Origin of the sequence: Klebsiella sp. GW_Kp181, assembly GCF_040062315.1 — a bacterium.
Classification (GTDB): Bacteria; Pseudomonadota; Gammaproteobacteria; order Enterobacterales; family Enterobacteriaceae; genus Klebsiella; species Klebsiella oxytoca.
This window is the reverse complement of record NZ_JBEAFR010000001.1, coordinates 88,384-110,673: the sequence shown is the minus strand read 5'-3', so window position 1 is coordinate 110,673 and position 22,290 is coordinate 88,384. Positions and strand designations below refer to the sequence as shown.

The 22,290-nt window shown below is 57.1% G+C and carries 21 protein-coding genes; 12 read left to right on the top strand and 9 right to left on the bottom strand.

The annotated features are described in order from the left end of the window. Nucleotides 1–185 precede the first annotated feature (185 nt). Nucleotides 186–2,687: a copper-exporting P-type ATPase CopA gene (gene copA, locus ABLV11_RS00595; RefSeq protein WP_224329916.1), complete on the bottom strand. Its 2,502-nt coding sequence runs from the start codon at nt 2,685–2,687 to the stop codon at nt 186–188. Between the two features lie 106 nt (nt 2,688–2,793). On the opposite strand from copA, the gene cueR reads away from it, so the two are divergent. Beyond that, entirely contained in the window at nt 2,794–3,204 is a 411-nt protein-coding gene (gene cueR / locus ABLV11_RS00590; RefSeq protein ID WP_032727891.1) for a Cu(I)-responsive transcriptional regulator, read from the top strand. On the opposite strand, the gene ABLV11_RS00585 is transcribed toward cueR, so the two are convergent. Beyond that, the gene (locus ABLV11_RS00585; RefSeq protein ID WP_064344896.1) at nt 3,201–3,665 is read right to left on the bottom strand and encodes an NfeD family protein; all 465 of its coding nucleotides are present in this window, start codon (nt 3,663–3,665) and stop codon (nt 3,201–3,203) included. The genes cueR and ABLV11_RS00585 overlap by 4 nt on opposite strands. Continuing rightward, entirely contained in the window at nt 3,662–4,579 is a 918-nt protein-coding gene (locus tag ABLV11_RS00580; protein WP_004099702.1) for an SPFH domain-containing protein, read from the bottom strand. Before ABLV11_RS00580 ends, ABLV11_RS00585 begins: the two co-directional genes overlap by 4 nt. 136 nt (nt 4,580–4,715) lie before the next feature. Between ABLV11_RS00580 and fetA the strand changes: the two genes are divergently transcribed. Together fetA and fetB are read left to right on the top strand one after the other, a co-directional pair. Continuing rightward, the gene (gene fetA, locus ABLV11_RS00575; RefSeq protein ID WP_004099706.1) at nt 4,716–5,396 is read left to right on the top strand and encodes an iron ABC transporter ATP-binding protein FetA; all 681 of its coding nucleotides are present in this window, start codon (nt 4,716–4,718) and stop codon (nt 5,394–5,396) included. Beyond that, complete coding sequence (gene fetB, locus ABLV11_RS00570) at nt 5,383–6,165, top strand: iron export ABC transporter permease subunit FetB (RefSeq protein ID WP_004111055.1); 783 nt, start codon at nt 5,383–5,385, stop codon at nt 6,163–6,165. The genes fetA and fetB overlap by 14 nt, the downstream gene beginning before the upstream one ends. A gap of 97 nt (nt 6,166–6,262) precedes the next feature. Here fetB and ABLV11_RS00565 read toward each other — a convergent pair whose 3' ends face one another. The 3 genes from ABLV11_RS00565 to tesA form a co-directional block, all read right to left on the bottom strand. Beyond that, on the bottom strand, nt 6,263–7,117 hold the full coding sequence (locus tag ABLV11_RS00565) for a co-chaperone YbbN (protein ID WP_016808713.1): 855 nt from the start codon (nt 7,115–7,117) through the stop codon (nt 6,263–6,265). A gap of 61 nt (nt 7,118–7,178) precedes the next feature. Then, complete coding sequence (locus ABLV11_RS00560; protein ID WP_172598501.1) at nt 7,179–7,988, bottom strand: SDR family oxidoreductase; 810 nt, start codon at nt 7,986–7,988, stop codon at nt 7,179–7,181. After that, nucleotides 7,978–8,601: a multifunctional acyl-CoA thioesterase I/protease I/lysophospholipase L1 gene (gene tesA / locus ABLV11_RS00555; RefSeq protein WP_032692296.1), complete on the bottom strand. Its 624-nt coding sequence runs from the start codon at nt 8,599–8,601 to the stop codon at nt 7,978–7,980. The genes ABLV11_RS00560 and tesA overlap by 11 nt, the downstream gene beginning before the upstream one ends. Here tesA and ybbA point away from each other — a divergent pair. Next, nucleotides 8,572–9,258, top strand: a complete 687-nt coding sequence (gene ybbA, locus ABLV11_RS00550; protein WP_049592119.1) for a putative ABC transporter ATP-binding protein YbbA — start codon at nt 8,572–8,574, stop codon at nt 9,256–9,258. The two genes, tesA and ybbA, sit on opposite strands and share 30 nt — an antisense overlap. Then, the gene (ybbP, locus tag ABLV11_RS00545) at nt 9,255–11,672 is read left to right on the top strand and encodes a putative ABC transporter permease subunit YbbP (RefSeq protein ID WP_348855113.1); all 2,418 of its coding nucleotides are present in this window, start codon (nt 9,255–9,257) and stop codon (nt 11,670–11,672) included. The genes ybbA and ybbP overlap by 4 nt, the downstream gene beginning before the upstream one ends. A gap of 167 nt (nt 11,673–11,839) precedes the next feature. On the opposite strand, the gene ABLV11_RS00540 is transcribed toward ybbP, so the two are convergent. Further along, on the bottom strand, nt 11,840–12,145 hold the full coding sequence (locus tag ABLV11_RS00540; protein WP_004099728.1) for a monooxygenase: 306 nt from the start codon (nt 12,143–12,145) through the stop codon (nt 11,840–11,842). Nucleotides 12,146–12,354: 209 nt separating this feature from the next. Here ABLV11_RS00540 and ABLV11_RS00535 point away from each other — a divergent pair, with 209 nt between their 5' ends. Beyond that, nucleotides 12,355–13,500 (top strand): porin, encoded by a 1,146-nt coding sequence (locus ABLV11_RS00535; RefSeq protein WP_004111059.1) that lies wholly within the window; start codon nt 12,355–12,357, stop codon nt 13,498–13,500. 117 nt (nt 13,501–13,617) lie between these two features. Here ABLV11_RS00535 and mnmH read toward each other — a convergent pair whose 3' ends face one another. Next, complete coding sequence (gene mnmH / locus ABLV11_RS00530) at nt 13,618–14,697, bottom strand: tRNA 2-selenouridine(34) synthase MnmH (RefSeq protein ID WP_105889829.1); 1,080 nt, start codon at nt 14,695–14,697, stop codon at nt 13,618–13,620. 87 nt (nt 14,698–14,784) lie between these two features. After that, on the bottom strand, nt 14,785–15,708 hold the full coding sequence (gene allS, locus ABLV11_RS00525; RefSeq protein WP_004111061.1) for an HTH-type transcriptional activator AllS: 924 nt from the start codon (nt 15,706–15,708) through the stop codon (nt 14,785–14,787). A gap of 211 nt (nt 15,709–15,919) precedes the next feature. Here allS and allA point away from each other — a divergent pair, with 211 nt between their 5' ends. The 6 genes from allA to ABLV11_RS00495 all read left to right on the top strand — a co-directional run bounded on the left by allA (nt 15,920) and on the right by ABLV11_RS00495 (nt 22,280). Next, nucleotides 15,920–16,402 carry an ureidoglycolate lyase gene (gene allA / locus ABLV11_RS00520; RefSeq protein ID WP_004099741.1) on the top strand — a complete coding sequence of 161 codons (483 nt, stop codon included), beginning with the start codon at nt 15,920–15,922 and terminating at the stop codon, nt 16,400–16,402. Nucleotides 16,403–16,493: 91 nt separating this feature from the next. Then, a complete protein-coding gene (gene allR / locus ABLV11_RS00515; RefSeq protein WP_004099742.1) occupies nt 16,494–17,312 on the top strand; it encodes an HTH-type transcriptional repressor AllR in 819 nt (272 codons plus the stop codon). An 88-nt stretch (nt 17,313–17,400) separates the two neighbouring features. After that, a complete protein-coding gene (gene gcl / locus ABLV11_RS00510) occupies nt 17,401–19,182 on the top strand; it encodes a glyoxylate carboligase (RefSeq protein ID WP_126488656.1) in 1,782 nt (593 codons plus the stop codon). Between the two features lie 13 nt (nt 19,183–19,195). Beyond that, nucleotides 19,196–19,972 carry a hydroxypyruvate isomerase gene (hyi, locus tag ABLV11_RS00505; RefSeq protein WP_004099744.1) on the top strand — a complete coding sequence of 259 codons (777 nt, stop codon included), beginning with the start codon at nt 19,196–19,198 and terminating at the stop codon, nt 19,970–19,972. Between the two features lie 119 nt (nt 19,973–20,091). Beyond that, nucleotides 20,092–20,970 carry a 2-hydroxy-3-oxopropionate reductase gene (gene glxR / locus ABLV11_RS00500; RefSeq protein ID WP_126488658.1) on the top strand — a complete coding sequence of 293 codons (879 nt, stop codon included), beginning with the start codon at nt 20,092–20,094 and terminating at the stop codon, nt 20,968–20,970. A 53-nt stretch (nt 20,971–21,023) separates the two neighbouring features. Next, the gene (locus ABLV11_RS00495) at nt 21,024–22,280 is read left to right on the top strand and encodes an MFS transporter (RefSeq protein ID WP_004099748.1); all 1,257 of its coding nucleotides are present in this window, start codon (nt 21,024–21,026) and stop codon (nt 22,278–22,280) included. The last annotated feature ends 10 nt before the right edge of the window (nt 22,281–22,290 follow it).

Here is a 22,290-nt window from a genome sequence, read left to right as displayed (position 1 = left end):
CAGGCACTGGTTTATCGGCTGGAGCACTCACCGGAACGAGCAGAATGACTGAACGTCGGCGTCTGGTTATTTTCTCGCACGGGTACACGGTCATCTGCGGTTGTGCTCCCGGCTAAGGCGTTGACGCCGCCAGCCGGGAATCCAACCGCACGGTGGCTGAAACGACAGGAGCTTAGGCTTCCGGCTTAGGATTTTGGCTTAAAGCGCAGCAGGCGGTTGGCGTTGCTCACGACGGTAATCGAAGAGAGCGCCATGGCGGCGCCCGCCACCACCGGATTGAGCAGCGTTCCGGTTAGCGGCCACAGGATCCCGGCGGCAATCGGAATGCCCAGCGAGTTATAAACAAATGCCCCCAGCAGGTTCTGCTTCATGTTGCGCAGCGTGGCTTTGGCGATCTCCAGCGCATCGGCGACGCCGTTCAGGCTATGGCGCATCAGGGTAATCGCCGCTGTCTCAATAGCGACATCGCTGCCGCCGCCCATGGCGATCCCCACATCGGCCTGCGCCAGCGCGGGCGCATCGTTGATACCGTCGCCGATCATCGCCACCTGATGTCCCTGGCCTTGCAGGCGCTTAATCGCATCGGCTTTACCGTCCGGCAGAACCCCGGCAATCACCTCATCAATGCCCGCCTCTTTAGCGATAGCGTTGGCGGTGGTTGGGTTATCGCCGGTCAGCATGACCAGACGATAACCCTGGCGGTGCAGCCTGGCTAATGCCGCCACGCTATCTTCACGCAGCGGATCGCGGATGGCGAACAGCGCCGCCGCCTGACCATCTACCGCCAGTAGCACCGGCGTCGCGCCCTGTGACGCCTGGGCGTTCATTTCGCCTTCTATTTCAGCCGTTGCTATCTTTTGCTCATTAAGCAGCGCCTGGTTGCCGAGCAGCAGACGGTGGCCTTCGGCTTCACCGCTGACCCCCAGTCCGCGTAGGGTGCGGAAATTATCTACCGCAGGCAGGCGTTGATCTGCGGCTTTGTCGAGGATGGCGCGCGCCAGCGGGTGGCTGGAGCCTTGCTCCAGTGACGCCGCCAGACGCAGTGCGGTGGTTTCATCGATGGCGGCAAAGGTTTTTATCGCCACCACCTGCGGTTTACCCTCGGTGAGGGTACCCGTTTTATCAAAGACCAGCGTATCCAGGGTGCTGGCGCGCTGCAGCGCATCGGCATCGCGCACCAGAACTCCGTACTCCGCCGCGCGGCCCACGCCGGAGATAATCGACATCGGCGTTGCCAGCCCCAGGGCGCACGGACAGGCGATAATCAGCACCGTGGTGGCGATCACCAGGGTATAGACAATTTGCGGCGCCGGACCGAAAAAGTACCAGATCGCGGCGCTGAACAGGGCTATCGCCACGACCGCCGGGACGAACACGGCGGAGATTTTGTCCGCCAACTGGCCGATTTCAGGTTTACTGCTCTGCGCCTGACGCACCATGCGGATAATACGCGCCAGGGTGGTCTGGCTGCCGACGGCGCTGGCGGTAAACAGTACGCTGCCGTCCTGCACTACGGTCCCGGCATGCACGGCGTCACCGTCGCCTTTTTGCTGCGGCACCGGCTCACCGGTGAGCATCGCTTCATCGAACCAGGCCTCGCCCTGGCTAATGATGCCATCGACCGGAACGCGATCGCCGGTGGTCAAACGCAGGGTCATTCCCGCCTGAACTTCCGCCAGCGGCAGATCTTTTTCGCCTTCGTCGGTGACCACCCGCGCTGACGGTGGGGTTAAATCGAGTAGTTTTTCCAGCGCTTTTGAAGAGCGCTGACGTGCACGGGCTTCCAGCATATGGCCGAGGTTAATCAGACCGATAATCATCGCGCTGGCTTCATAATAAAGGTGGCGGGCTTCCAGCGGAAACCACTGCGGCCACAGATTGACGCTCATCGAATAGAGCCAGGCGACGCCGGTACCCAGCGCCACCAGCGTATCCATCGTCGCGGTGCCGTTTTTCAGGCTTTTCCACGCGCTGCGGTAAAAATGGCCGCCGGCAAATACCATCACCGCCAGCGTGACAAGGCCGATAACCAGCCACAAGGTACGGTTATCATCGCTGACCATCATGTTGTCGCCGATCATCCCCCAACCCATCACCGGGATCCCGACCAGCAGGGCGACGATAGCCTGCCAGCGGAAGCGCTTCATCGTGGCGATGGCGGTTTCCTGCTGACGCTCGCGGCGTTCGAGGTCGTCTTCGATAACCTCCGCGCCGTAGCCCGCTTTCTCTACGGCCTGGACTAATTCTGCGGCGGACGCGCTGCCCAATACCAGCGCAGTGCGTTCCGCCAGGTTGACCCGCGCCTGCGAGACGCCCGGCACCGCGGCGAGCGCGTTTTGTACCCGGGATACGCAGCTGGCGCAGCTCATGCCGTTGATTAACAGCTGCTGGCTGTCATCTTCGTCACGGGCTGCCGGAAGCTCAGTGGTGGCCGCTGTCAGTGCTTCCGGCGGGATTGATGATTCTGCCAGCGGTTTAGCCTTTGGGTGGCTGAGCTCCGCGCCGTATCCGGCTTGTTTAATGGTCTCAATCAGCGCTTCCGCGCTGGCGCTGCCCGTGACGTGGGCTTCGGTAACGGTAACTTCCGCCTGCTCAACGTCGGGACGCTGCTCCAGGCTCTCTTTCACCCGTTTAACGCAGTGGCCGCAGGAGAGGCCATCAAGCGCGAGGTCGATAGTGTTAGACATAAATAACTCCTGAATAAATTTCCGGTTAATGATTGACCGAACACACTCTTTCATCGAGTATTAGCAAGGTTAAACCTTCCAGCAAGGGGAAGGTCAAGGGGGAAACATGAATATTAGCGATGTGGCGAAAAAAACCGGCTTAACCAGTAAAGCGATCCGTTTTTACGAAGAGAAGGGACTGGTAACGCCGCCGCTGCGTAGCGAAAACGGCTACCGCAGCTACAGCCAACAGCATCTGGATGAACTGACCCTGCTGCGCCAGGCGCGTCAGGTGGGGTTCAATCTGGAAGAGTGTCGCGAGCTGATATTCCTGTTCAACGATCCGTCGCGGCACAGCGCCGACGTGAAGCGCCGGACGCTGGAGAAAGTCGCGGAGATTGAGCGCCACATCAGCGAGCTGCAGGGGATGCGCGCGCAGCTGCTGGCGCTGGCGGACTCCTGTCCAGGCGATGACAGCGCGGACTGCCCGATCATCGATAATCTCTCGGGCTGCTGTCACCGCAAAGTCCAGGCCTAGCGGCCGTTAGGGAGCTCCCTTACCCGCAGCGTAATCCCCTCGACGGCGACGACTTCAACCTTACTGCCCGCCAGGAGGTCGTCATCGGCTATTACCGGCCATGAACTGTCGCCCACGCGGACGTGTCCTCGGCCGTTAACCAGCGCCGTTTCCAGCGTAAAGCGGCGGCCAAGCAGCTGCTGTCCCCGCTGATTAAGCTGAGCGTCCGCCGGCTTCTGGCGTTTTACGCGGTTACGCAGCCAGCGCGACCACAGCCAGGCCGCCAGCAGGGTCAGCACGGCGAACAGCGTGCCCTGCCACTCCCAGCTAAACGGCAGCATCCAGACCAGCAGCCCGGTTACGACGCCGGCAATGCCGCTCCACAGCAGATAGCCGTTGCCGCCGAGCATTTCCGCCGCCAGCAGCAGCCCGCCAAGGCTGAGCCAGAAAATATGCGGGTGGGTGAGAATCAGCGCGATCATGATTTTTTCTGGGCGCCAGCCCCTTCTTTAATCAGTTCGCTGATCCCGGCGATGGAGCCCATCAGGCTGCTGGCATCCAGCGGCATCAGCACCACTTTACTGTTGTTCGCCGCGCCAATTTGCTGCAGCGCATCGGTATATTTCTGCGCGACAAAGTAGTTGATGGCCTGAATGTCGCCGGAGGCGATAGCGGACGACACCATCTGGGTAGCGCGCGCTTCCGCTTCCGCAGAACGTTCGCGCGCCTCTGCCTGTAAAAATGCCGACTGGCGTTCGCCCTCGGCTTTGAGGATCTGCGACTGTTTCTCGCCTTCGGCTTTGAGAATTTCCGCCTGACGTATCCCTTCGGCTTCCAGAATATAGGCGCGCTTGGTTCGTTCGGCTTTCATCTGGGCATTCATTGAGGCGATCAGCTCCGCCGGCGGGCGTACGTCGCGGATCTCGACGCGGGTAATTTTGATGCCCCACGGGTTGGTCGCTTCATCGACAATATGCAGCAGACGGGTGTTGATGCTGTCGCGCTGGGAGAGCATTTCATCCAGTTCCATGGAGCCCAGCACGGTACGAATGTTGGTCATGGTCAGGTTGATGATCGCCAGCTCGAGGTTGCTGACTTCATAGGCGGCTTTCGGCGCATCGATAACCTGAATAAAGCACACCGCATCAATGGTGACGTTGGCGTTATCGCGCGAAATCACCTCCTGTGAAGGGATATCGAGCACCTGCTCCATCATATTAATTTTGCGCCCGATCCGATCCATAAAGGGAACCACAAGGCTCATACCCGGCTGCAGCGTTTGCGTATAGCGGCCAAAGCGCTCTACCGTCCACTGGTAGCCCTGAGGAACAATTTTTACCGACGCTCCGACGATAACCAGCGCGACGAAAATAAGAATGGGGATAAAAATCAGCATCAAAAACCTCCTGTCTTGTTGCCTGTTGATGCGCCGGGAGAGTGGCGCGCGTTTAACCAGAGTATATCTTTCCGCGCATCCGGGTGAAAGGAAAGTGGAGTAAACTAGAGGCGTTGTTGAAAAACTGGGAATAATAATGACCGAAAGTAACGCTATTTTGCGCCTGGAGAACGTGGGGTTTCAGGCCGATGATGTCACCATCCTTAATGAGATAAGTTTTCAGCTCAGGGCAGGGGAATTTAAGCTAATTACCGGTCCTTCCGGGTGCGGGAAAAGCACCTTATTAAAAATAATCGCTTCGCTGCTGAGCCCGACGTCGGGAAAAATTCTCTTCGCGGGTAAAGATATCAACACGTTGACGCCGGAAACCTATCGCCAGCAGGTTTCCTACTGCGCGCAAACCCCGGCGCTGTTCGGCGATTCGGTGTATGACAATCTGATCTTCCCGTGGCAGATCCGTAATAAACAGCCTGAACCCAAAGCGCTGGTCGCCGATCTGCTGCGCTTTGGGCTGGCGGAAAATACGCTGGAAAAGTCAATCAATGAACTTTCGGGCGGGGAAAAGCAGCGCGTTTCGTTGATACGCAATCTGCAGTTTTTGCCGCAGGTGCTGCTGCTGGATGAAATTACCAGCGCGCTGGATGAAAGCAATAAAACCAATGTGAATGAGATTATTCATCGCTACACCAGCGAAAAAAACATCGCCGTTCTGTGGGTCACTCACGATAGCAATGAAATTGCCCATGCGGATGAAGTGATTACGCTAAAGCCTGCTGGCGGAAGAGCGCAGGAGGAGAAAAAAAATGAACGGGCATAATATTACCAATGAGTCGCTGGCGTTATCTATGGTTCTGGTACTGGTAGCGATCGTGGTTAGCTACCGGGAAAAGCTGGCGCTGGAAAAAGAGATTATCTGGAGCATTTGTCGGGCAATAGTGCAGCTGATTATTGTCGGCTATGTGCTGAAATATATCTTTAACGTTAATCACGCCGTGCTGACGCTGCTGATGGTGCTGTTTATCTGCTTTAACGCCGCGTGGAATGCGAAAAAGCGTAGCAAATATATCGACAAAGCCTTTGTCTCCTCGTTTATCGCGATAACGACCGGCGCTGGGTTAACCCTGGCGGTGCTGGTTGTTTCCGGATCGATTGCTTTTGTGCCGATGCAGGTGATTCCGATTGCCGGGATGGTAGCCGGCAACGCGATGGTGGCGGTTGGACTTTGCTACAACAATATGGGGCAGCGTTTTAGCAGCGAGCAGCAGCAGATTCAGGAAAAGCTGAGCCTGGGCGCAACGCCGAAGATGGCGTCTGCAAGGCTTATTCGCGATAGCATTCGCGCCGCGCTGATCCCAACGGTAGATTCGGCGAAAACGGTGGGGCTGGTGAGCCTGCCGGGGATGATGTCGGGGCTGATTTTCGCCGGGATTGATCCGGTAAAAGCGATTAAGTATCAGATTATGGTGACGTTTATGCTGCTGTCGACCGCCAGTCTGTCAACGATTATCGCCGGGTATCTGACCTACCTGAAGTTCTTCAATGCGCGCCATCAGCTGGTGGTGACGCAGCTGAAAAAACGCGCGTAAGATTTTTTCCCGGATACGGCGCTGAACGCGCCTGTCCGGGCCACGAGAAGATCCATCCTGTAGCCCGGCTACGCGCAGCGCGAGCCGGGTTATTACATTAATAAAGCAGAGAATAGAGCTGGCGGCGGTACTTCGCGGCCAGCGCGTCGCCGGTGCCGAGTGCGGAAAGGATCTCTTGCAGCAGTTTGCGAACCTCGCCGTTTCCGGCGCCTAAATCTTTTTGCAGATGGCTGAACAGCAGCGCCAGGGCTTCTTCGTTACGCCCCACCTGATGCAGCTGTAATGCCAGCTGGGAGGCCAGCGCCGCATCTTCGGGGTTCTGCTCAACCTGCTGCTGCAGCTGCTGAATTTCCGGCGTGTCGGCGGCTTTTTTCAGCAGCTCGATCTGCGCCACCAGCCCCTGATAGCGGGTATCCTGATCCTGCAGCGGCACGGTTTTCAGTACCGTTTCCGCTTCATCGGAACGATGGAGGGCAATCAGCGTTTCCGCCAGCAGCAGGCCGATCTGGCTCTCCTGATTCGACATCTGCCAGGCGTCTTTCAGCAGCGGCAGCGCTTCGGCGTAGTTCTCTTCCTCCATCAGCGCCAGCGCCTGCTGCGCTTTGAGCTCCTCTTCACGCGGCAGGAACTTATCCAGCAGCGCGCGAACCGCTTCTTCCGGCTGCGGGCCTTCGAAGCCGTCGACCGGCTGACCGTTCTGGAACAGGTAAACCGTAGGGATAGCGCGCAGGCCAAACTGCGAAGCCAGCATTTGTTCGGCATCGCAGTCAACTTTAGCGAGGGTAAACAGGCCGTTGTACTGGGCGGCGAGGCTCTCCAGTACCGGCGTCAGCTGCTCGCAATGCTGGCTGCGCGCGGACCAGAAATAAAACAGCACCGGCGTTGTCGCGGATTGCTGCAGCGTCTGGTGTAGATTAGCTTCGGTAATATTGACGATATTCTGTGCGGACATGAGCAAGTCTCTTTAATCGATATTTTTATAGATATATGGGGACGGCGGCAGGTGCTTCAACTCAGCCCTGGATAATTTTGTCCATCGCGCGGGTCGGCAGCAGCCGCTTAAGCAGGGCGACCGCGTGCGTCACCAGGGTTACCGGATAGCGCAGCTTCGGTTTATCGCTGACAAAAGCGTGACGCACTTTTTCCACCACCGCTTCCGGTCCGAGCGTGAAGCGGGCGGCGATACCGGGATTTTCCACCGGCTTATCGGCCTGAGTCTGGTTGACATTGTTGGTGAAGCGGGTGCGGATGGGGCCCGGCTCAATCAGGCTGACCTTAATGCCGCTGTGGCGCAGCTCCATACGCAGCGCATCGGACCAGGCTTCCAGCGCATATTTGCTGGCGGCATAGGCGCCGCGGCCCGGGCTGGAGATAATCCCCATAACCGATGAGGTCATCACGATACGCCCTTCGCCGTGCGGCTCCATGGCCGGAAGCAGTAGCATCGTTAGCTGATGAGCGCCAAAAAAGTTGGCGGAAAACTGCTGCTCCATCTGCCGGCGGCTGACGGTCGGCAGCGGGCCGTAGACGCCGTAGCCCGCGTTGTTAAACAGGCCGTACAGGCGGTTGTCGGTCAGGGCAATCACCTCGGCGGCGGCGCGTTCAACGCTCTGCGGATCGTCAAGATCCAGCAACACACCGGTCAGCCCCAGCGCCTGCATCTGTGCGACATCTTCCGCTTTGCGGCAGGCGGCCAGCACGTTAAAGCCCTGGCGCTTTAAATCCAGGGCGCTTTCAAGACCAATTCCGCTGGAACATCCTGTAACTAAAACCGATTTTTGCATAACTTTACCTGCAAATGACTCGCTGTTATCAGGAGTCATGATTAACTAAGGGAGCCAGGCGCGTCGCCATCCAGTCGGCAATAAACGGCTGAGCGTCGCGATTCGGGTGAATTCCATCATCCTGCATCCACTGCGGTTTCAGATAAACCTCTTCCATAAAAAAGGGCAGCAGAGGAATATCAAACTCTTTGGCCAGTGCCGGATAAATAGCGCTAAAGGCTTCATTATAACGGCGGCCATAGTTGGCGGGCAGGCGAATTTGCATCAGTAGCGGCTGGGCGTCCGCCGCTTTGATATGCTCAATAATGGTACGCAGCGTCTGTTCCGTCTGCTGAGGCGGGAAACCGCGCAGCCCGTCATTACCGCCGAGCTCAACCAGCACCCAGCGCGGCTGATGCTGCTTAAGCAGGGCCGGCAGCCTTGCCAGCCCCTGCTGCGAGGTATCGCCGCTGATACTGGCGTTAACTACCGGCGTTTTTGTCTGCCACTTATCGTTTAGCAGCGCAGGCCAGGCGGTATTGCCCGCCATACGATAACCGGCGCTCAGACTGTCGCCGAGAACCAACAGCGTGTCGGCCGCCATGGCGCGGCAGGTAAACAGGACCAGAAACAGGAAAGGCAAATGCCAGCGGAAAACATACTTGAAGTTCATCATCTTAAGAAATCCGTCGGTCAGGGTGAGCATCAGCTTTCCATCCTTACCGGAGTTGAGCTGGTTGTCAAACAGGGGCAGACCATCGCCCTGATTGGCGAGTCGGGGTCCGGTAAATCGACGCTGCTGGCGATCCTCGCCGGGCTGGACGATGGCAGCAGCGGGGAGGTCTCGCTGCTCGGACAACCGCTGCACCAGATGGACGAAGAGGCGCGGGCTAAGCTGCGCGCTAAGCACATCGGCTTTGTGTTTCAATCTTTTATGCTGATCCCCACCCTCAATGCGCTGGAAAATGTCGAGCTTCCGGCGCTGCTGCGCGGCGAAAGCGATAGCCAGAGCCGCGGCAGCGCCCGGGCACTGCTTGAGCAACTGGGGCTGGGTAAGCGCCTGCACCATCTGCCGGTACAGCTTTCCGGCGGCGAGCAGCAGCGGGTCGCGCTGGCGCGCGCGTTCAACGGCCGCCCGGAGCTGCTGTTTGCCGATGAACCCACCGGCAATCTCGACCGTCACACCGGGGATAAAATCGCCGACCTGCTGTTTTCGCTGAACCGTGAGCACGGCACCACGCTGATCCTCGTCACCCACGATCCGCTGCTGGCGGCGCGCTGCGACCGACGGCTGCGGCTGGTTGATGGCCAGCTGCGGGAGGAAGCATGATTGCCCGCTGGTTCTGGCGCGAATGGCGCTCGCCGTCGCTGCTGATCGTCTGGCTGGCGCTGAGCCTGGCGGTGGCCTGCGTGCTGGCGCTGGGCTCGATAAGCGACCGCATGGAGAAAGGACTTAGCCAGCAAAGCCGGGAATTTATGGCCGGCGACCGCACGCTGCGCAGTTCGCGCGAAGTCCCTGGCGCATGGATTGATGAAGCGCGCCGCCTTGGTTTAACCGTCGGCGAGCAGCTGAGCTTTGCCACCATGACGTTTTCCGACGATACGCCGCAGCTGGCGGATGTCAAAGCGGTTGACGACACCTATCCGCTATATGGCCAGCTGCAAACTCAGCCGCCGGGGCTGAAGCCGCACGCCGGCACCGTGCTGCTGGCGCCGCGATTAATGGCGCTGCTGAATCTGAAAACCGGCGACACCATCGACGTGGGCGACGCCACGCTGCGCATTGCCGGCGAGGTGATACAGGAGCCGGATGCCGGATTTAACCCTTTCCAGATGGCGCCGCGGCTGATGATGAACACCGCCGATGTGGCGAAAACCGGCGCGGTGCAGCCCGGGAGCCGCGTCTCCTGGCGCTATAAGTATGCCGGAACCCCGCAGCAGCTGGCGGACTACGAAAAGTGGCTGCTGCCGAAGCTGGGGCCTGAGCACCGCTGGATTGGCATGGAGCAGGACGACAGCGCGCTGGGTAAATCGCTGCAACGTTCGCAGCAGTTTTTGCTGCTGTCGGCGCTGTTAACGCTGCTGTTAGCGGTCGCCGCGGTGGCGGTGGCGATGAGCCATTACTGCCGCAGTCGTTACGATCTGGTGGCGATCCTCAAAACCCTCGGCGCCGGACGGGCGCAGCTGCGCAAACTGATTGTCGGCCAGTGGTTGATGCTGCTGGCGCTGGCGGTGATTGCCGGCGGGGCGATGGGCGTAGGGCTGGAACATATTCTGCTGGCGATGCTTAAGCCGGTGCTCCCTGCGGCGCTGCCGGCGGCGAGCGGCTGGCCGTGGCTGTGGGCGATCGGCGCGATGGTGGTGATTTCCCTGCTGGTCGGGCTGCGTCCTTATAGACTGCTGCTGGCGACGCTGCCGCTGCGGGTGCTGCGCCAGGACGTCGTCGCCAACGTCTGGCCGCTGAAGCTCTATATCCCGATCGTGTGCGCGGTGGTGGTGACGCTGCTGGCGCTGCTGATGGGCGGCAGCCCCCTGCTGTGGGCGGTTCTGGCGGGTGCCGTAGTGCTGGCGCTGCTGTGCGGCCTGGCGGGATGGGGCGTCCTGTGGTTACTGAAGCGTTTGACGTTAAAAGCGCTGCCGCTGCGCCTGGCGGTGAACCGTCTGCTGCGCCAGCCGTGGTCGACCCTGAGCCAGCTGGCGGCCTTTTCGCTGTCGTTTATGCTGCTGGCTCTGCTGCTGGTGCTGCGCGGCGATCTGCTTGACCGCTGGCAGCAGCAGCTGCCGCCGGAAAGTCCTAACTATTTCCTGATTAACATCGCACCGGAGCAGGTGGTGCCGGTAAAAACCTTCCTCGCCGAGCATCAGACCCGCGCCACCGAGTTCTATCCCATCGTGCGCGCGCGCCTGACGCAAATTAACGGCCAGGCAACGGAGGGCAATAAAGATGAAGCCCTGAACCGGGAGCTTAACCTCACCTGGAGCCGCGAGCGTCCGGATCATAATCCGCTGGTTGCCGGTAGCTGGCCGCCAAAAGCGGGTGAGGTGTCGATTGAAGAGGGGCTGGCGCAGCGTCTGGGCGTCAAGCTCGGCGATAGCGTGACCTTTACAGGGGATGCTCAGGACTTTAGCGCGAAGGTGTCCAGCGTGCGTAAAGTCGACTGGGAAAGTCTGCGGCCGAACTTCTTCTTTATCTTCCCGCAGGGGGCGCTCGACGGCCAGCCGCAAAGCTGGCTGACCAGCTTCCGCTGGGATAATGGCAACGGGATGCTCACGCAGCTCAACCGCGAATTCCCCACCGTCAGCCTGCTGGATATCGGCGCGATTTTGCAACAGATTGGCCAGGTGCTGACTCAGGTAAGCCGCGCGCTTGAGGTGATGGTGATTCTGGTCACCGCCTGCGGCGTTTTGCTGCTGCTGGCGCAGGTACAGGTCGGGATGCGTCAGCGCTACCAGGAGCTGGTGGTCTGGCGCACGCTGGGTGCCGGTAAGTCTCTGCTGCGCACCACGCTGTGGGCGGAGTTCGCGCTGCTGGGCGTGGTATCCGGCGTCGTGGCGGCGATTGGCGCAGAGGTTGCGCTGGCGCTGCTGCAAAGCAAAATCTTTGACTTCCCGTGGTCTCCGGACTGGCGGTTGTGGGTGATGCTGCCGCTGTGCGGGGCAATACTGCTGTCGCTGTGCGGCGGCTGGCTGGGGCTGCGTCTGCTGAAAGGTAAAGCGCTGTTCCGCCAGTTTAGCCAGGGATAGAGTGAGTTATGTAGCCCGGGTAAGGCGTCAGCCGCAACCCGGGGTTTTCACCCGGCTCGCGCTGCGCTTAGCCGGGCTACCGTTTCTCAGCCGTCTGCGGGAAAGTCGCCCGGGTAAGGCGTTAGCCGCAACCCGGGAGGGCTTCGGGCCACGGATGCGAGTTGCTATTACAAATGGCCGTGGTTCAGCGCGGTGAGCGGCTCATTAACGTCGAAAACTTTACAGATAACCTCGTTTACGCCAAGCGATTTGAGGCGCGCGGTGTGCTTGTTGAGGTAAGCGAGCGCGGTTTCTTCATTCTCAAAAAGGTAGATCCCGCCCGCTTCCTGATTTTTTTCGTTTTCTGTCCAGACCTTCCAGATAAACCCTGGTTCCTGATTGATGGACTCGGCCAGCTCCACGAGCTGACGGGACATCTCGCTGCCGAAGGGACCGTTAAAAGCAAAGTGCAGCTGCAGTAGTTTTTTCGACATACTTCCTCCATGGATGATGTTTGCGCGGTAATAGACCATTTTAATGACATGGCGATGAAAAGATAACCACAGATTATTTAAGGGCACAAAATGATAAGTTGCTGATTTTTAACCGCACAAAACATTAAAAACTCAGCAACACGCCATACTCAATCGCAGTTAATATTCAACTGGAAAATATAAGGTTGCTTATTAATCAAGGAAAAAGTATGGCACATAAAATAAAAGCGCTGGCGATAACGATCGGTGCAGCCCTGGCGTTAACCTCTTTTGCATCCCAGGCGGAAATTACGCTTTTAAAACAAGATCCGCAGGCGGGCGATCCGTTAAGCCGGCTTAATTTTACCGTCGGCGGGAGTATCCGTCCCCAGTTCAACATGATGTCCGGCGATGGCGACAAAGGCTCATATAAACGTAACGGTTTCGATGGCGGAACCCGTTTCCGCTTCGCGGCCGACTACTATCTGTTTGATGATATCAGCTGGATCAGCTATTACGAGCTGGGCGTCAATATTCCGGCACTTTTCGACTGGGATAACCACTATGCCGAAGGCGCGAATAACACCAGCCGCCGTATGCTCTATACCGGCCTGAAAAGCGATACCTGGGGGACGTTAACCTACGGTCAGCAGAACAGCGTTTATTACGACGTGGTCGGGGTAAAAACCGATATCTGGGATTACGACATGATTGGCCAGGCGCCGGGTAACGGCATTAACGGCGACTACGATGGCTCCTATCGCTCACGTAATATGCTGAAATATAAGAAAACCGTTGGCGATGTCGATCTCTATGCCTCTTATCTGTTTGAGGACAGCGAATATCTGCCGGGCAACGGTCTGCGCTATAAACGTAAAGGCGGCGGTTCCATCGGCGCGGATTATCACATTATGAAAGATCTGACCTGGGGCGCCGCGTGGAACTATACCCGCGCCGATATGCGTAACCCGTCCAGTTCTGACAGCAAATCATACGATCAGAATATCGTTGGTACCGCGCTTAGCTGGACGCCGGATAACTGGACCTTCTCCTTGGGCGGCGGTTGGTATCAGAACTTCCTGACCACCAAAAAAACCGATGTCCATAACTACTTCGCGGGCGATGCCTGGGGGATTGAGTACTTTGCCGGTTATAAATTCCCGATTGGCCAGTATGCGGTGAAATCTATTCAGCCATACTTTATGGGCGACCGCCTGCAGTACGTGAACGGTCGCAACTATCAGCGTATCGATAACGGCGTCGGCGTGAGTTTCCAGCTGGATTATGGTTTCCGCGTTGACTATGAACACGTCTTCACGTCGAGCACCGACAACCTGGGCGATATGAACCTGGTGCGTCTGCGCTACGACTTCTAAGCGGTAACCATTCCCCGGTGACGCTGCGCTTGCCGGGGCTACAGGTTCACCGCCGTCTGCGGACCCGTAGCCCGGCTAAGGCGTTTACGCCGCAAGCCGGGACAAGAGAGGATGTGATTACTTCGCCAGCCAGGCGGCAACTTCCTGCCAGCTGCCGCGGAAAATAATTTTCTCCGCTTTTTTGCCGAGCTGGTAGCGGTACATCGGATCGTAATACTCATTCAGCAGGGGAACCAGCCAGCTGAAGTGCGCTTCGGTGTCGGCGGTTCGCTGCTGTTCAAGCAGCGCTTCATCAAGCCTGGCGGTGAGCTGGGCAAAACGCTGTAGCCCGAGGCGGCGGCGGATTGCGAACAGGCCATGATGCAGATATTCGCTATACGCCTGCCAGCCTTGTTCTTCGCCGTAGGCCGCCAGGAAATCGCGATGCATGCGCGCAAAATACTCTTCCCGCAGTCGTTCAAGACGGATAGCAAACGGATCTTCCACTACCGCCAGCGGCGACTGCGCCATGCGAAGACGCATACACTCCGGCAGGTGATTGGCGCCGATCATATGCCCCTCATCCTCCAGCACCCAGCGCGTCTGCTGCCCGGACTTTTTAAGCATCGCCACGGCCAGATGGTTTTCAAAGGTAGCCTGCTGATACTGCTCCTGGAGGGTGCGACCGAATGAAGAGCCGCGGTGATGGGCAAGCCCTTCGAGATCGATACCGTCAGGTTGAGCGCAGACCAGCTGAGTTTTGCCATTGCCGGTACAGCCGCCGATCAGCACGATAGGGCGCTGTACCAGCTCTTCGGTAAGCTGTATGGCGGCCTGGCGCAGCGCTTTATAGCCCCCGACGATCAGAGGGTAATCCACGCCAGCTTCTTTCAGCCACTGCTGGACGATATGCGAACGCTGGCCGCCGCGAGCGCAGCACAGGTAGCCTTCTGGATAACGCGCGCAGGCCTCTTTCCAGGCGGCGAGGCGGCTGGCGCGAATCTTACCATTCACCAGCTGATGGCCCAGTGCGAGAGCGGCTTCCGGCCCTTGACGCTTATAGCAGGTACCGACGGCAGCGCGCTCGTCATCGTTCATCAGCGGCAGGTTGATCGCTGCGGGCATGGCGCTTTGCCTGAATTCAACCGGGGCACGGACGTCAATCAGCGGCGTATCGCTGGCAAGAATCTGCCGAATATTTTGTGGGACTAATTCCATCATTTAAACCGTTAAGCCATTCAGACGCGTCGCTCGACGCGATAATCCTCCTATTGTACGCGGTGAGCGGCAGGCTGGATTGATTTTTCACGGTGTATCGCTGAATAGCGTCAGGAATCCCTGGATTTCCGGGGCGGAGTGACCGAATAGCGAGGTGATATCCTGCACCGCTTTACCATGATGATCTTTACGCCAGGCGAGGCTCAGAGGAGAGGGAGGACGCATGGTCGGTATCTGCCGGGAAACCAGCTCGCCGCGCGCGATAAGCGGCTGACACAGCGGCTCGGGTAAAAAGCCGATGCCGACGCCGGCGATATGGGCGGCGACTTTGGTTTCGATATCGGGAACCACGATCTCTTTTTGACCCGGCAGGCGCCAGGCAACACGTTTGGTTAATCTCCGCGCGCTGTCTTCAATGTTGACCGCAGGATAGCGGCGTAGCTGGGCCTCCGACAGGGGGTCGGTTTGCTGGCTTAGCGGATGATTCGGCGACATCACGAACAGCCAGGTGACTTCACCCAGCGGGGCGACGGCAATATTCTCCGCTAACGGTTCGGTGCCGGTGACGCCGATGGCCAGCGAAAAGTCATCGTGCAGGAGCGTATCCCAGACGCCCATGTAAATTTGTCGTGAAAAATGAAATTGCGTAAAAGGGTAACGCTGGGTGAGCCAGGCCAGTAGCCGCGCAATAGCCTGAGGGTCATACATCAGGTTATTCACCACAATATTCACCTGGCGCTCCACGCCGTCGTTAATCTGCTGCAGCTCGCCGGGCATACTGTCAATCCAGCCCAGCCACTCTCTGGCCTGCGCCAGGAGATGCATTCCGGCAGGAGTCAGCAGGACGCTGCGCGTAGTGCGCGAAAAGAGCGCGACGCCGGTGTTGTCTTCCAGCAGTTTGATGCGATAGCTAATCGTGGCGGTCGTTTTATAGAGTTTTTCCGCTGCTCTGGAGAAGCTGCCGGTCTCCGCGACGCTGACAAAGGTACGTAGTGTTTCGGGGTCTAGCATCGCCTTATTCCTCGTAATTTAATAATTCGCCCATGATTTTTAAGTATTTTTTCATAATAACCTTCTCAATTATGTGGCTTAAATCAGGTTTTGGAAAATTATTCCAACTTATAGTTGATACCACTTTGAGATGGCCATGAATTGACCGGTACATCGATCACCCTCAAGGTATGAGGAGGGCGACGGTTTTTAATGACTAAGGAATATTGCAATGAAGCTAGAGGTATTGCCGCTGACGCGCGAAGCATTCCGCCCCTATGGGGACGTTATCGAAACGGAAGGGCAGGATTTTTTTCATATTAATGATGGCAAAGTGCAGCGTTTTCACGATCTGGCCATGGTGGAGACCCTGCAGCAGGATCGCACGCTAATCAGCATTAATCGGGCCCAGCCGGCGGTATTGCCGATTGTCGTCACCGAGCTGGAACGTCATCCGCTGGGCACTCAGGCGTTTGTGCCGATGAACGGCGAAGCCTTTGTGGTGGTGGTTGCGGCAGGAGGCGATGAGCCGGACATGACCACGCTGCGCGCGTTTATCTCCAATGGCCGCCAGGGGGTAAATTATCATCGCAATGTCTGGCATCACCCGCTGTTTGCCTGGCAGAGCGAAACCGATTTTTTAACCGTCGATCGCGGTGGAAAAGATAACTGCGATGTCGTGGAGATCCCGACCGTGGAGCTGAGCTTTGCGTGAGGTTGCACGTGACGCTGTCGATTATCTTGCATAACATGTGGGCGCTTACACACTATTTATGCTCAGGTTTTGAGCCGGAGATAATCGAGGTATGACAGAAGTGAGAAGGCGGGGAAGGCCGGGCCAGCAGGAGCCTTCCGCGCAAAAAGGCGCACAGGCGCTGGAGAGAGGGATCGCGATACTGCAATACCTTGAAAAGAGCGGCGGCAGCTCGTCGGTCAGCGATATTTCCCTGAATCTGGACTTACCGTTATCGACCACTTTTCGCCTGCTTAAAGTGCTGGAGGGCGCGGATTTTGTCTATCAGGACGCGCAGCTAGGCTGGTGGCACATCGGGCTTGGCGCATTCAATGTCGGCTCGGCGTACATCCATAACCGGGATGTTTTATCCGTCGGCGGACCTTTCATGCGGCGGCTGATGCTGATGTCAGGGGAAACGGTAAACGTGGCGATTCGTAACGGCAACGAAGCGGTGTTGATTGGCCAGCAGGAGTGCAAATCAATGGTAAGGATGTGCGCGCCGCTCGGCAGCCGGCTGCCGCTGCATGCTTCTGGGGCCGGAAAGGCGCTGCTGTACCCGCTGTCCCCGGATGAGTTGGTGGATGTGATTGTGAAGACCGGGCTGCAGCGCTTTACGCCGTCGACGATCGTCGATTTACCGGTCCTGCAGCGAAACCTGGATGAGGCGCGCGACCGCGGCTACAGCATTGACCAGGAGGAGCACGTGACAGGATTAAACTGTATTGCTTCAGCGGTTTACGATGATGTCGGATCCGTAGTGGCGGCAATTTCGATTTCCGGGCCAGCGTCCCGCTTAACCCCGGACCGTTTTGTCAGCCAGGGAGAGCTGGTGAGGGAGACGGCAAGGAATATCAGCACCGCGCTGGGACTGAAGCCCCAGGCAGAGTGATCGCCGAACCGACCCGCTCTGAGGAGCGGGAATTTTTAGGCTTTGTTCAAGTTTGGAAAAATTTTCCAATATAGTGAGGTAGTAAAAAATGGCAAAAATGAGAGCCGTCGACGCGGCAATGTATGTACTCGAAAAAGAAGGGATTACCACCGCATTCGGCGTGCCTGGCGCGGCGATTAACCCCTTTTATTCCGCCATGCGTAAGCACGGCGGGATCCGCCATATTCTGGCTCGCCACGTGGAAGGCGCGTCCCATATGGCCGAAGGCTATACGCGTGCCGCAGCCGGTAATATCGGCGTATGCCTGGGGACATCGGGCCCGGCGGGAACGGATATGATCACCGCGCTCTATTCTGCCTCCGCGGACTCGATACCTATTTTGTGCGTCACCGGCCAGGCGCCGCGCGCGCGTCTGCATAAAGAAGATTTCCAGGCGGTCGATATTGAATCCATTGCTAAGCCCGTGACCAAGATGGCGGTTACCGTGCGCGAAGCGGCGCTGGTACCGGGCGTGCTGCAGCAGGCTTTCCATCTGATGCGTTCCGGCAGACCGGGACCGGTATTGATCGACCTGCCTTATGATGTTCAGGTGGCGGAAATCGAATTTGACCCCGAGCTGTACGCGCCGCTCCCGGCTTATAAACCTGTGGCGACTCGTCCGCAGATCGAACGCGCGCTGGCGATGCTGCTGATGGCGGAGCGTCCGGTGATTGTCGCCGGCGGCGGGGTGATTAATGCCGATGCCGCAGCGCTGCTGCAGCAATTTGCTGAGATTACGCAAGTTCCGGTCATCCCAACGCTGATGGGGTGGGGCTGCATCCCGGATGACCACGAATTGATGGCCGGGATGGTCGGCCTACAAACCGCGCATCGCTACGGTAACGCCACGCTGCTGGCCTCCGACCTGGTATTCGGCATCGGTAACCGCTTTGCTAACCGTCATACCGGTTCCGTTGAGAAGTACACCGCAGGTCGCAAAATCATCCACATCGATATCGAACCGACGCAGATTGGCCGCGTGCTGTGCCCGGATTTAGGCATTGTGTCCGATGCGAAAGCGGCGCTGGCTCAACTGGTAGATATCGCGCAGCAGATGCAAAAAGAGGGCCGCCTGCCGCGTCGCGAGCGCTGGGTTGCCGAGTGTCAGGAGCGCAAGCGTACGCTGCTGCGTAAAACCCACTTCGATAACGTGCCGGTCAAACCGCAGCGCGTTTATGAAGAGATGAATAAAGCCTTTGGTCGCGACGTGTGCTACGTCACCACCATCGGGCTGTCGCAAATCGCCGCCGCACAGATGCTGCACGTATTTAAAGATCGCCACTGGATCAACTGCGGCCAGGCCGGGCCGCTGGGCTGGACGCTTCCTGCCGCGCTGGGCGTTTGCACCGCCGATCCGGAGCGTAACGTGGTGGCCATCTCCGGCGACTTTGACTTCCAGTTCCTGATTGAAGAGCTGGCGGTGGGTGCGCAGTTCAATATTCCTTACATCCACGTGCTGGTAAACAACGCCTATCTGGGCCTGATTCGTCAGTCGCAGCGCGCGTTCGATATGGATTACTGCGTCCAGCTGGCGTTCGAAAACATCAACTCCAGCGAAGTGAACGGCTACGGCGTCGATCACGTCAAGGTTGCCGAGGGTCTCGGCTGCAAAGCGATTCGCGTCTTCAAGCCGGAGGATATCGCGCCCGCCCTGGCGCAGGCGAAAGTCTGGATGAAAGAGTATCGCGTACCGGTTGTTGTGGAAGTGATCCTTGAGCGGGTCACCAATATCTCCATGGGTAGCGAGCTGGATAACGTGATGGAGTTTGAAGATGTTGCCGATAGCGCCATCGATGCGCCAACCGAAACCTGCTTTATGAAATATGAATAAATGAGGTGAACCTATGTTGCGCTTTTCAGCCAACCTTTCGATGTTATTTCTGGAATATGATTTTCTGGATCGTTTTGAGAAAGCGGCGGCCTGCGGTTTTCGCGCCGTTGAGTTTATGTTCCCGTATGATTATGCGCCCGAGGTATTAAAGCAAAAGCTGAGCGACAACCGGCTGGAGCATACCTTACATAACTTACCCGCCGGCGACTGGGCGGCGGGAGAGCGCGGCATAGCCTGTATTCCCGGTCGCGAAGCGGAGTTCCGCGAAGGCGTGGATGCTGCAATCCGCTATGCCAAAGCGCTGGGCAATCGCAAAATCAACTGCCTGGTGGGTAAAACCCCGCCTGGCTACCGCGAGGATCATATTCGTTCCACGCTGGTGGCGAATTTACGTTTTGCCGCTGCCGCACTGGCGCAGGAAGGTATTCTGCTGCTGATCGAACCGATTAATTACTTCGATATGCCGGGCTTTTATCTGAATACCACTCATCAGGCGCTGGCGCTTATTGATGAGGTCGGCAGCGATAATCTGAAAATTCAGTACGATATTTACCATATGCAGCGGATGGAGGGGGAGTTAACCCATACGATGCAAACTTATGCTAACCGTATTGGTCATTTACAGATTGCTGATAATCCGAATCGCGGTGAGCCGGGGACCGGTGAAATTAATTACGATTATCTTTTTAAATTTATTGATAGATCAAGCTATGACGGCTGGGTGGGCTGCGAATATAAACCGCTGACCACCACCGAAGCGGGTTTGACATGGTTTAATCACTACCGCTAATTTTTAATTTATCTTTGGGCAGTATTTATTATTCCAGACGCAGGGGTTTTATTTCCTGACAACAGGAAGGGATAACTATTGCCCGGGTAAATTGAAACAGAAATTCTGAGAGGAAACTTATGAAACTGGGATTTATTGGTCTGGGTATTATGGGCACCCCGATGGCGCTCCGACTTGCCAGGGCAGGCCACGCTCTGCACGTTACTACCATCGGCCCGGTTGCTGACGACCTGCTCAAGCAAGGCGCGCAGCAGCTGGCTACCGCCGAGCAGGTTGCGGCGCAGTCGGAGATTATTTTCATCATGGTTCCGGATACCCCACAGGTTGCCGACGTTCTGTTTGGCGAGCGCGGCTGCGCCAAAGCGGCGCTGAAGGGGAAAACCATCGTGGATATGAGCTCTATCTCGCCGATTGAAACCAAGCGGTTTGCGCAGCAGGTGCGCGACCTGGGCGCGGATTATCTGGATGCTCCGGTATCCGGCGGCGAAATCGGCGCGCGTGAAGGCACGCTCTCAATTATGGTCGGCGGCGATGAAAACGTCTTTGCCCGCGTGAAACCGCTGTTTGATATTCTGGGTAAAAACATCACCCTCGTAGGCGGTAATGGCGACGGTCAGACCTGTAAAGTCGCCAATCAGATTATCGTCGCGCTGAATATTGAAGCAGTGTCCGAGGCGCTGGTTTTCGCGTCTAAAGCCGGAGCCGATCCCGCTCGCGTGCGTCAGGCGCTGATGGGTGGCTTTGCCTCCTCGCGTATTCTGGAAGTGCATGGCGAAAGAATGTTGAACCGGACGTTTAATCCCGGCTTTAAAATTTCCCTGCACCAGAAGGATCTTAATCTGGCATTGCAGAGCGCGAAAGCACTGGCGCTTAATTTACCGAATACGGCAACCTGTCAGGAGTTATTTAACACTTGTGCCGCCAACGGTGGTAGTGAATTAGACCACTCGTCTTTAGTTCAGGCGCTGGAATTAATGGCAAATCATAAAATATCGTAATAAGAAAATGCTGCCGGTTCCGGCAGCGTTTTTTAAACCTCACGGGTGAATTTATGGATACTATCAATAAAACGGGTATCGACTATTGGAAGAAAATAGTCGTGGTCATGAGTCTGGGCTGGGTGGCAATATGGATTTATCGTACCGTATTAACACCTATTTATCCGGAAATTCAGGCGTCCTTAGGTAACGTCAGTAATGCTGAAATCGGCGCGATTGCCAGCTTCTATTTTCTGGCCTATTGCGGAATGCAGATCCCCTGCGGCATTCTGGTCGATAAGCTGGGACAAAAAATTATGCTGATGTGCGGTTTCTCGCTGTTTATTATTGGTACGTTGAGTATTGCTAATGCGGGAAACCTGACGCTGATTTATATCGGCTCGCTGCTGGCCGGCGCTGGCTGCGCGTCGTTTTTTAGCTCCGCCTATTCGCTCTCCTCGGCCAATGTGCCGCAGGAACGCCGGGCGCTGGCGAACGCCATCATCAACAGCGGCTCCGCCATCGGCATGGGGATTGGCCTGATTGGCTCAAGCATTCTGGTCAAAAGCATGCATATGGCGTGGCAAAATGTCTTGTTTATCGTCGCCGCGATCCTGGTGGTGATGCTCTGCGTGTTTACCCTGGTGATTCGCCGCAAGCTAAAAGAGCCCGCCGTAGCGGAGAATAAGCCTGGCGCAGCGACTGCCGCTCCGGTCGCTGAAGAGAAATCGGCGCCGCTGTTTTCGCCGCTGCTGTGCAGCGTCTACTTTCTCTATTTCTGCACCTGCTACGGCTACTACCTGATCGTCACCTGGCTGCCTTCTTATCTTCAGACCGAACGCGGCTTTGACGGCGGCGCCATTGGTTTTGCTTCCGCGCTGGTGGCGGTGGTCGGGGTGCCGGGCGCGCTGTTCTTCAGCCATCTCTCGGATAAGTTCCGCGACAGTAAAGTCAAAGTGATTCTCGGGCTGGAGATTGTCGCTGCGGCCATGCTGATGTTTACCGTTCTCTCGCCGAATACCACCATGCTGATGATTAGCCTGGTGCTGTACGGACTGCTGGGCAAAATGGCCGTAGACCCGATTCTTATCTCGTTCGTTTCCGAGCAGGCGTCAGCGAAAACATTAGGCCGCGCCTTTAGCTTGTTTAATTTCTTTGGCATGAGTTCGGCGGTGGTCGCACCGACGCTCACCGGTTTTATTTCCGACCTGACCGGTTCAAAAGAAATTAGTTTTGTGATGTCTGCCGGGTTGGTTATTACCGGAACGATACTGTTTGCGCTAATTACCTTGCGTAAGAACAAAATACAGTCAAAGACAATCCCAGTATAATAAAAAATAA

What these genes read in the sequence shown, in the direction of transcription:
- copA (WP_224329916.1), bottom strand. Translation starts at nt 2,687, where the DNA reads ATGTCTAACACTATCGACCTCGCGCTTGATGGCCTCTCCTGCGGCCAC.
- cueR (WP_032727891.1), top strand. Translation starts at nt 2,794, where the DNA reads ATGAATATTAGCGATGTGGCGAAAAAAACCGGCTTAACCAGTAAAGCG.
- ABLV11_RS00585 (WP_064344896.1), bottom strand. Translation starts at nt 3,665, where the DNA reads ATGATCGCGCTGATTCTCACCCACCCGCATATTTTCTGGCTCAGCCTT.
- ABLV11_RS00580 (WP_004099702.1), bottom strand. Translation starts at nt 4,579, where the DNA reads ATGCTGATTTTTATCCCCATTCTTATTTTCGTCGCGCTGGTTATCGTC.
- fetA (WP_004099706.1), top strand. Translation starts at nt 4,716, where the DNA reads ATGACCGAAAGTAACGCTATTTTGCGCCTGGAGAACGTGGGGTTTCAG.
- fetB (WP_004111055.1), top strand. Translation starts at nt 5,383, where the DNA reads ATGAACGGGCATAATATTACCAATGAGTCGCTGGCGTTATCTATGGTT.
- ABLV11_RS00565 (WP_016808713.1), bottom strand. Translation starts at nt 7,117, where the DNA reads ATGTCCGCACAGAATATCGTCAATATTACCGAAGCTAATCTACACCAG.
- ABLV11_RS00560 (WP_172598501.1), bottom strand. Translation starts at nt 7,988, where the DNA reads ATGACTCCTGATAACAGCGAGTCATTTGCAGGTAAAGTTATGCAAAAA.
- ybbA (WP_049592119.1), top strand. Translation starts at nt 8,572, where the DNA reads ATGCCAGCGGAAAACATACTTGAAGTTCATCATCTTAAGAAATCCGTC.
- tesA (WP_032692296.1), bottom strand. Translation starts at nt 8,601, where the DNA reads ATGAACTTCAAGTATGTTTTCCGCTGGCATTTGCCTTTCCTGTTTCTG.
- ybbP (WP_348855113.1), top strand. Translation starts at nt 9,255, where the DNA reads ATGATTGCCCGCTGGTTCTGGCGCGAATGGCGCTCGCCGTCGCTGCTG.
- ABLV11_RS00540 (WP_004099728.1), bottom strand. Translation starts at nt 12,145, where the DNA reads ATGTCGAAAAAACTACTGCAGCTGCACTTTGCTTTTAACGGTCCCTTC.
- ABLV11_RS00535 (WP_004111059.1), top strand. Translation starts at nt 12,355, where the DNA reads ATGGCACATAAAATAAAAGCGCTGGCGATAACGATCGGTGCAGCCCTG.
- mnmH (WP_105889829.1), bottom strand. Translation starts at nt 14,697, where the DNA reads ATGGAATTAGTCCCACAAAATATTCGGCAGATTCTTGCCAGCGATACG.
- allS (WP_004111061.1), bottom strand. Translation starts at nt 15,708, where the DNA reads ATGCTAGACCCCGAAACACTACGTACCTTTGTCAGCGTCGCGGAGACC.
- allA (WP_004099741.1), top strand. Translation starts at nt 15,920, where the DNA reads ATGAAGCTAGAGGTATTGCCGCTGACGCGCGAAGCATTCCGCCCCTAT.
- allR (WP_004099742.1), top strand. Translation starts at nt 16,494, where the DNA reads ATGACAGAAGTGAGAAGGCGGGGAAGGCCGGGCCAGCAGGAGCCTTCC.
- gcl (WP_126488656.1), top strand. Translation starts at nt 17,401, where the DNA reads ATGGCAAAAATGAGAGCCGTCGACGCGGCAATGTATGTACTCGAAAAA.
- hyi (WP_004099744.1), top strand. Translation starts at nt 19,196, where the DNA reads ATGTTGCGCTTTTCAGCCAACCTTTCGATGTTATTTCTGGAATATGAT.
- glxR (WP_126488658.1), top strand. Translation starts at nt 20,092, where the DNA reads ATGAAACTGGGATTTATTGGTCTGGGTATTATGGGCACCCCGATGGCG.
- ABLV11_RS00495 (WP_004099748.1), top strand. Translation starts at nt 21,024, where the DNA reads ATGGATACTATCAATAAAACGGGTATCGACTATTGGAAGAAAATAGTC.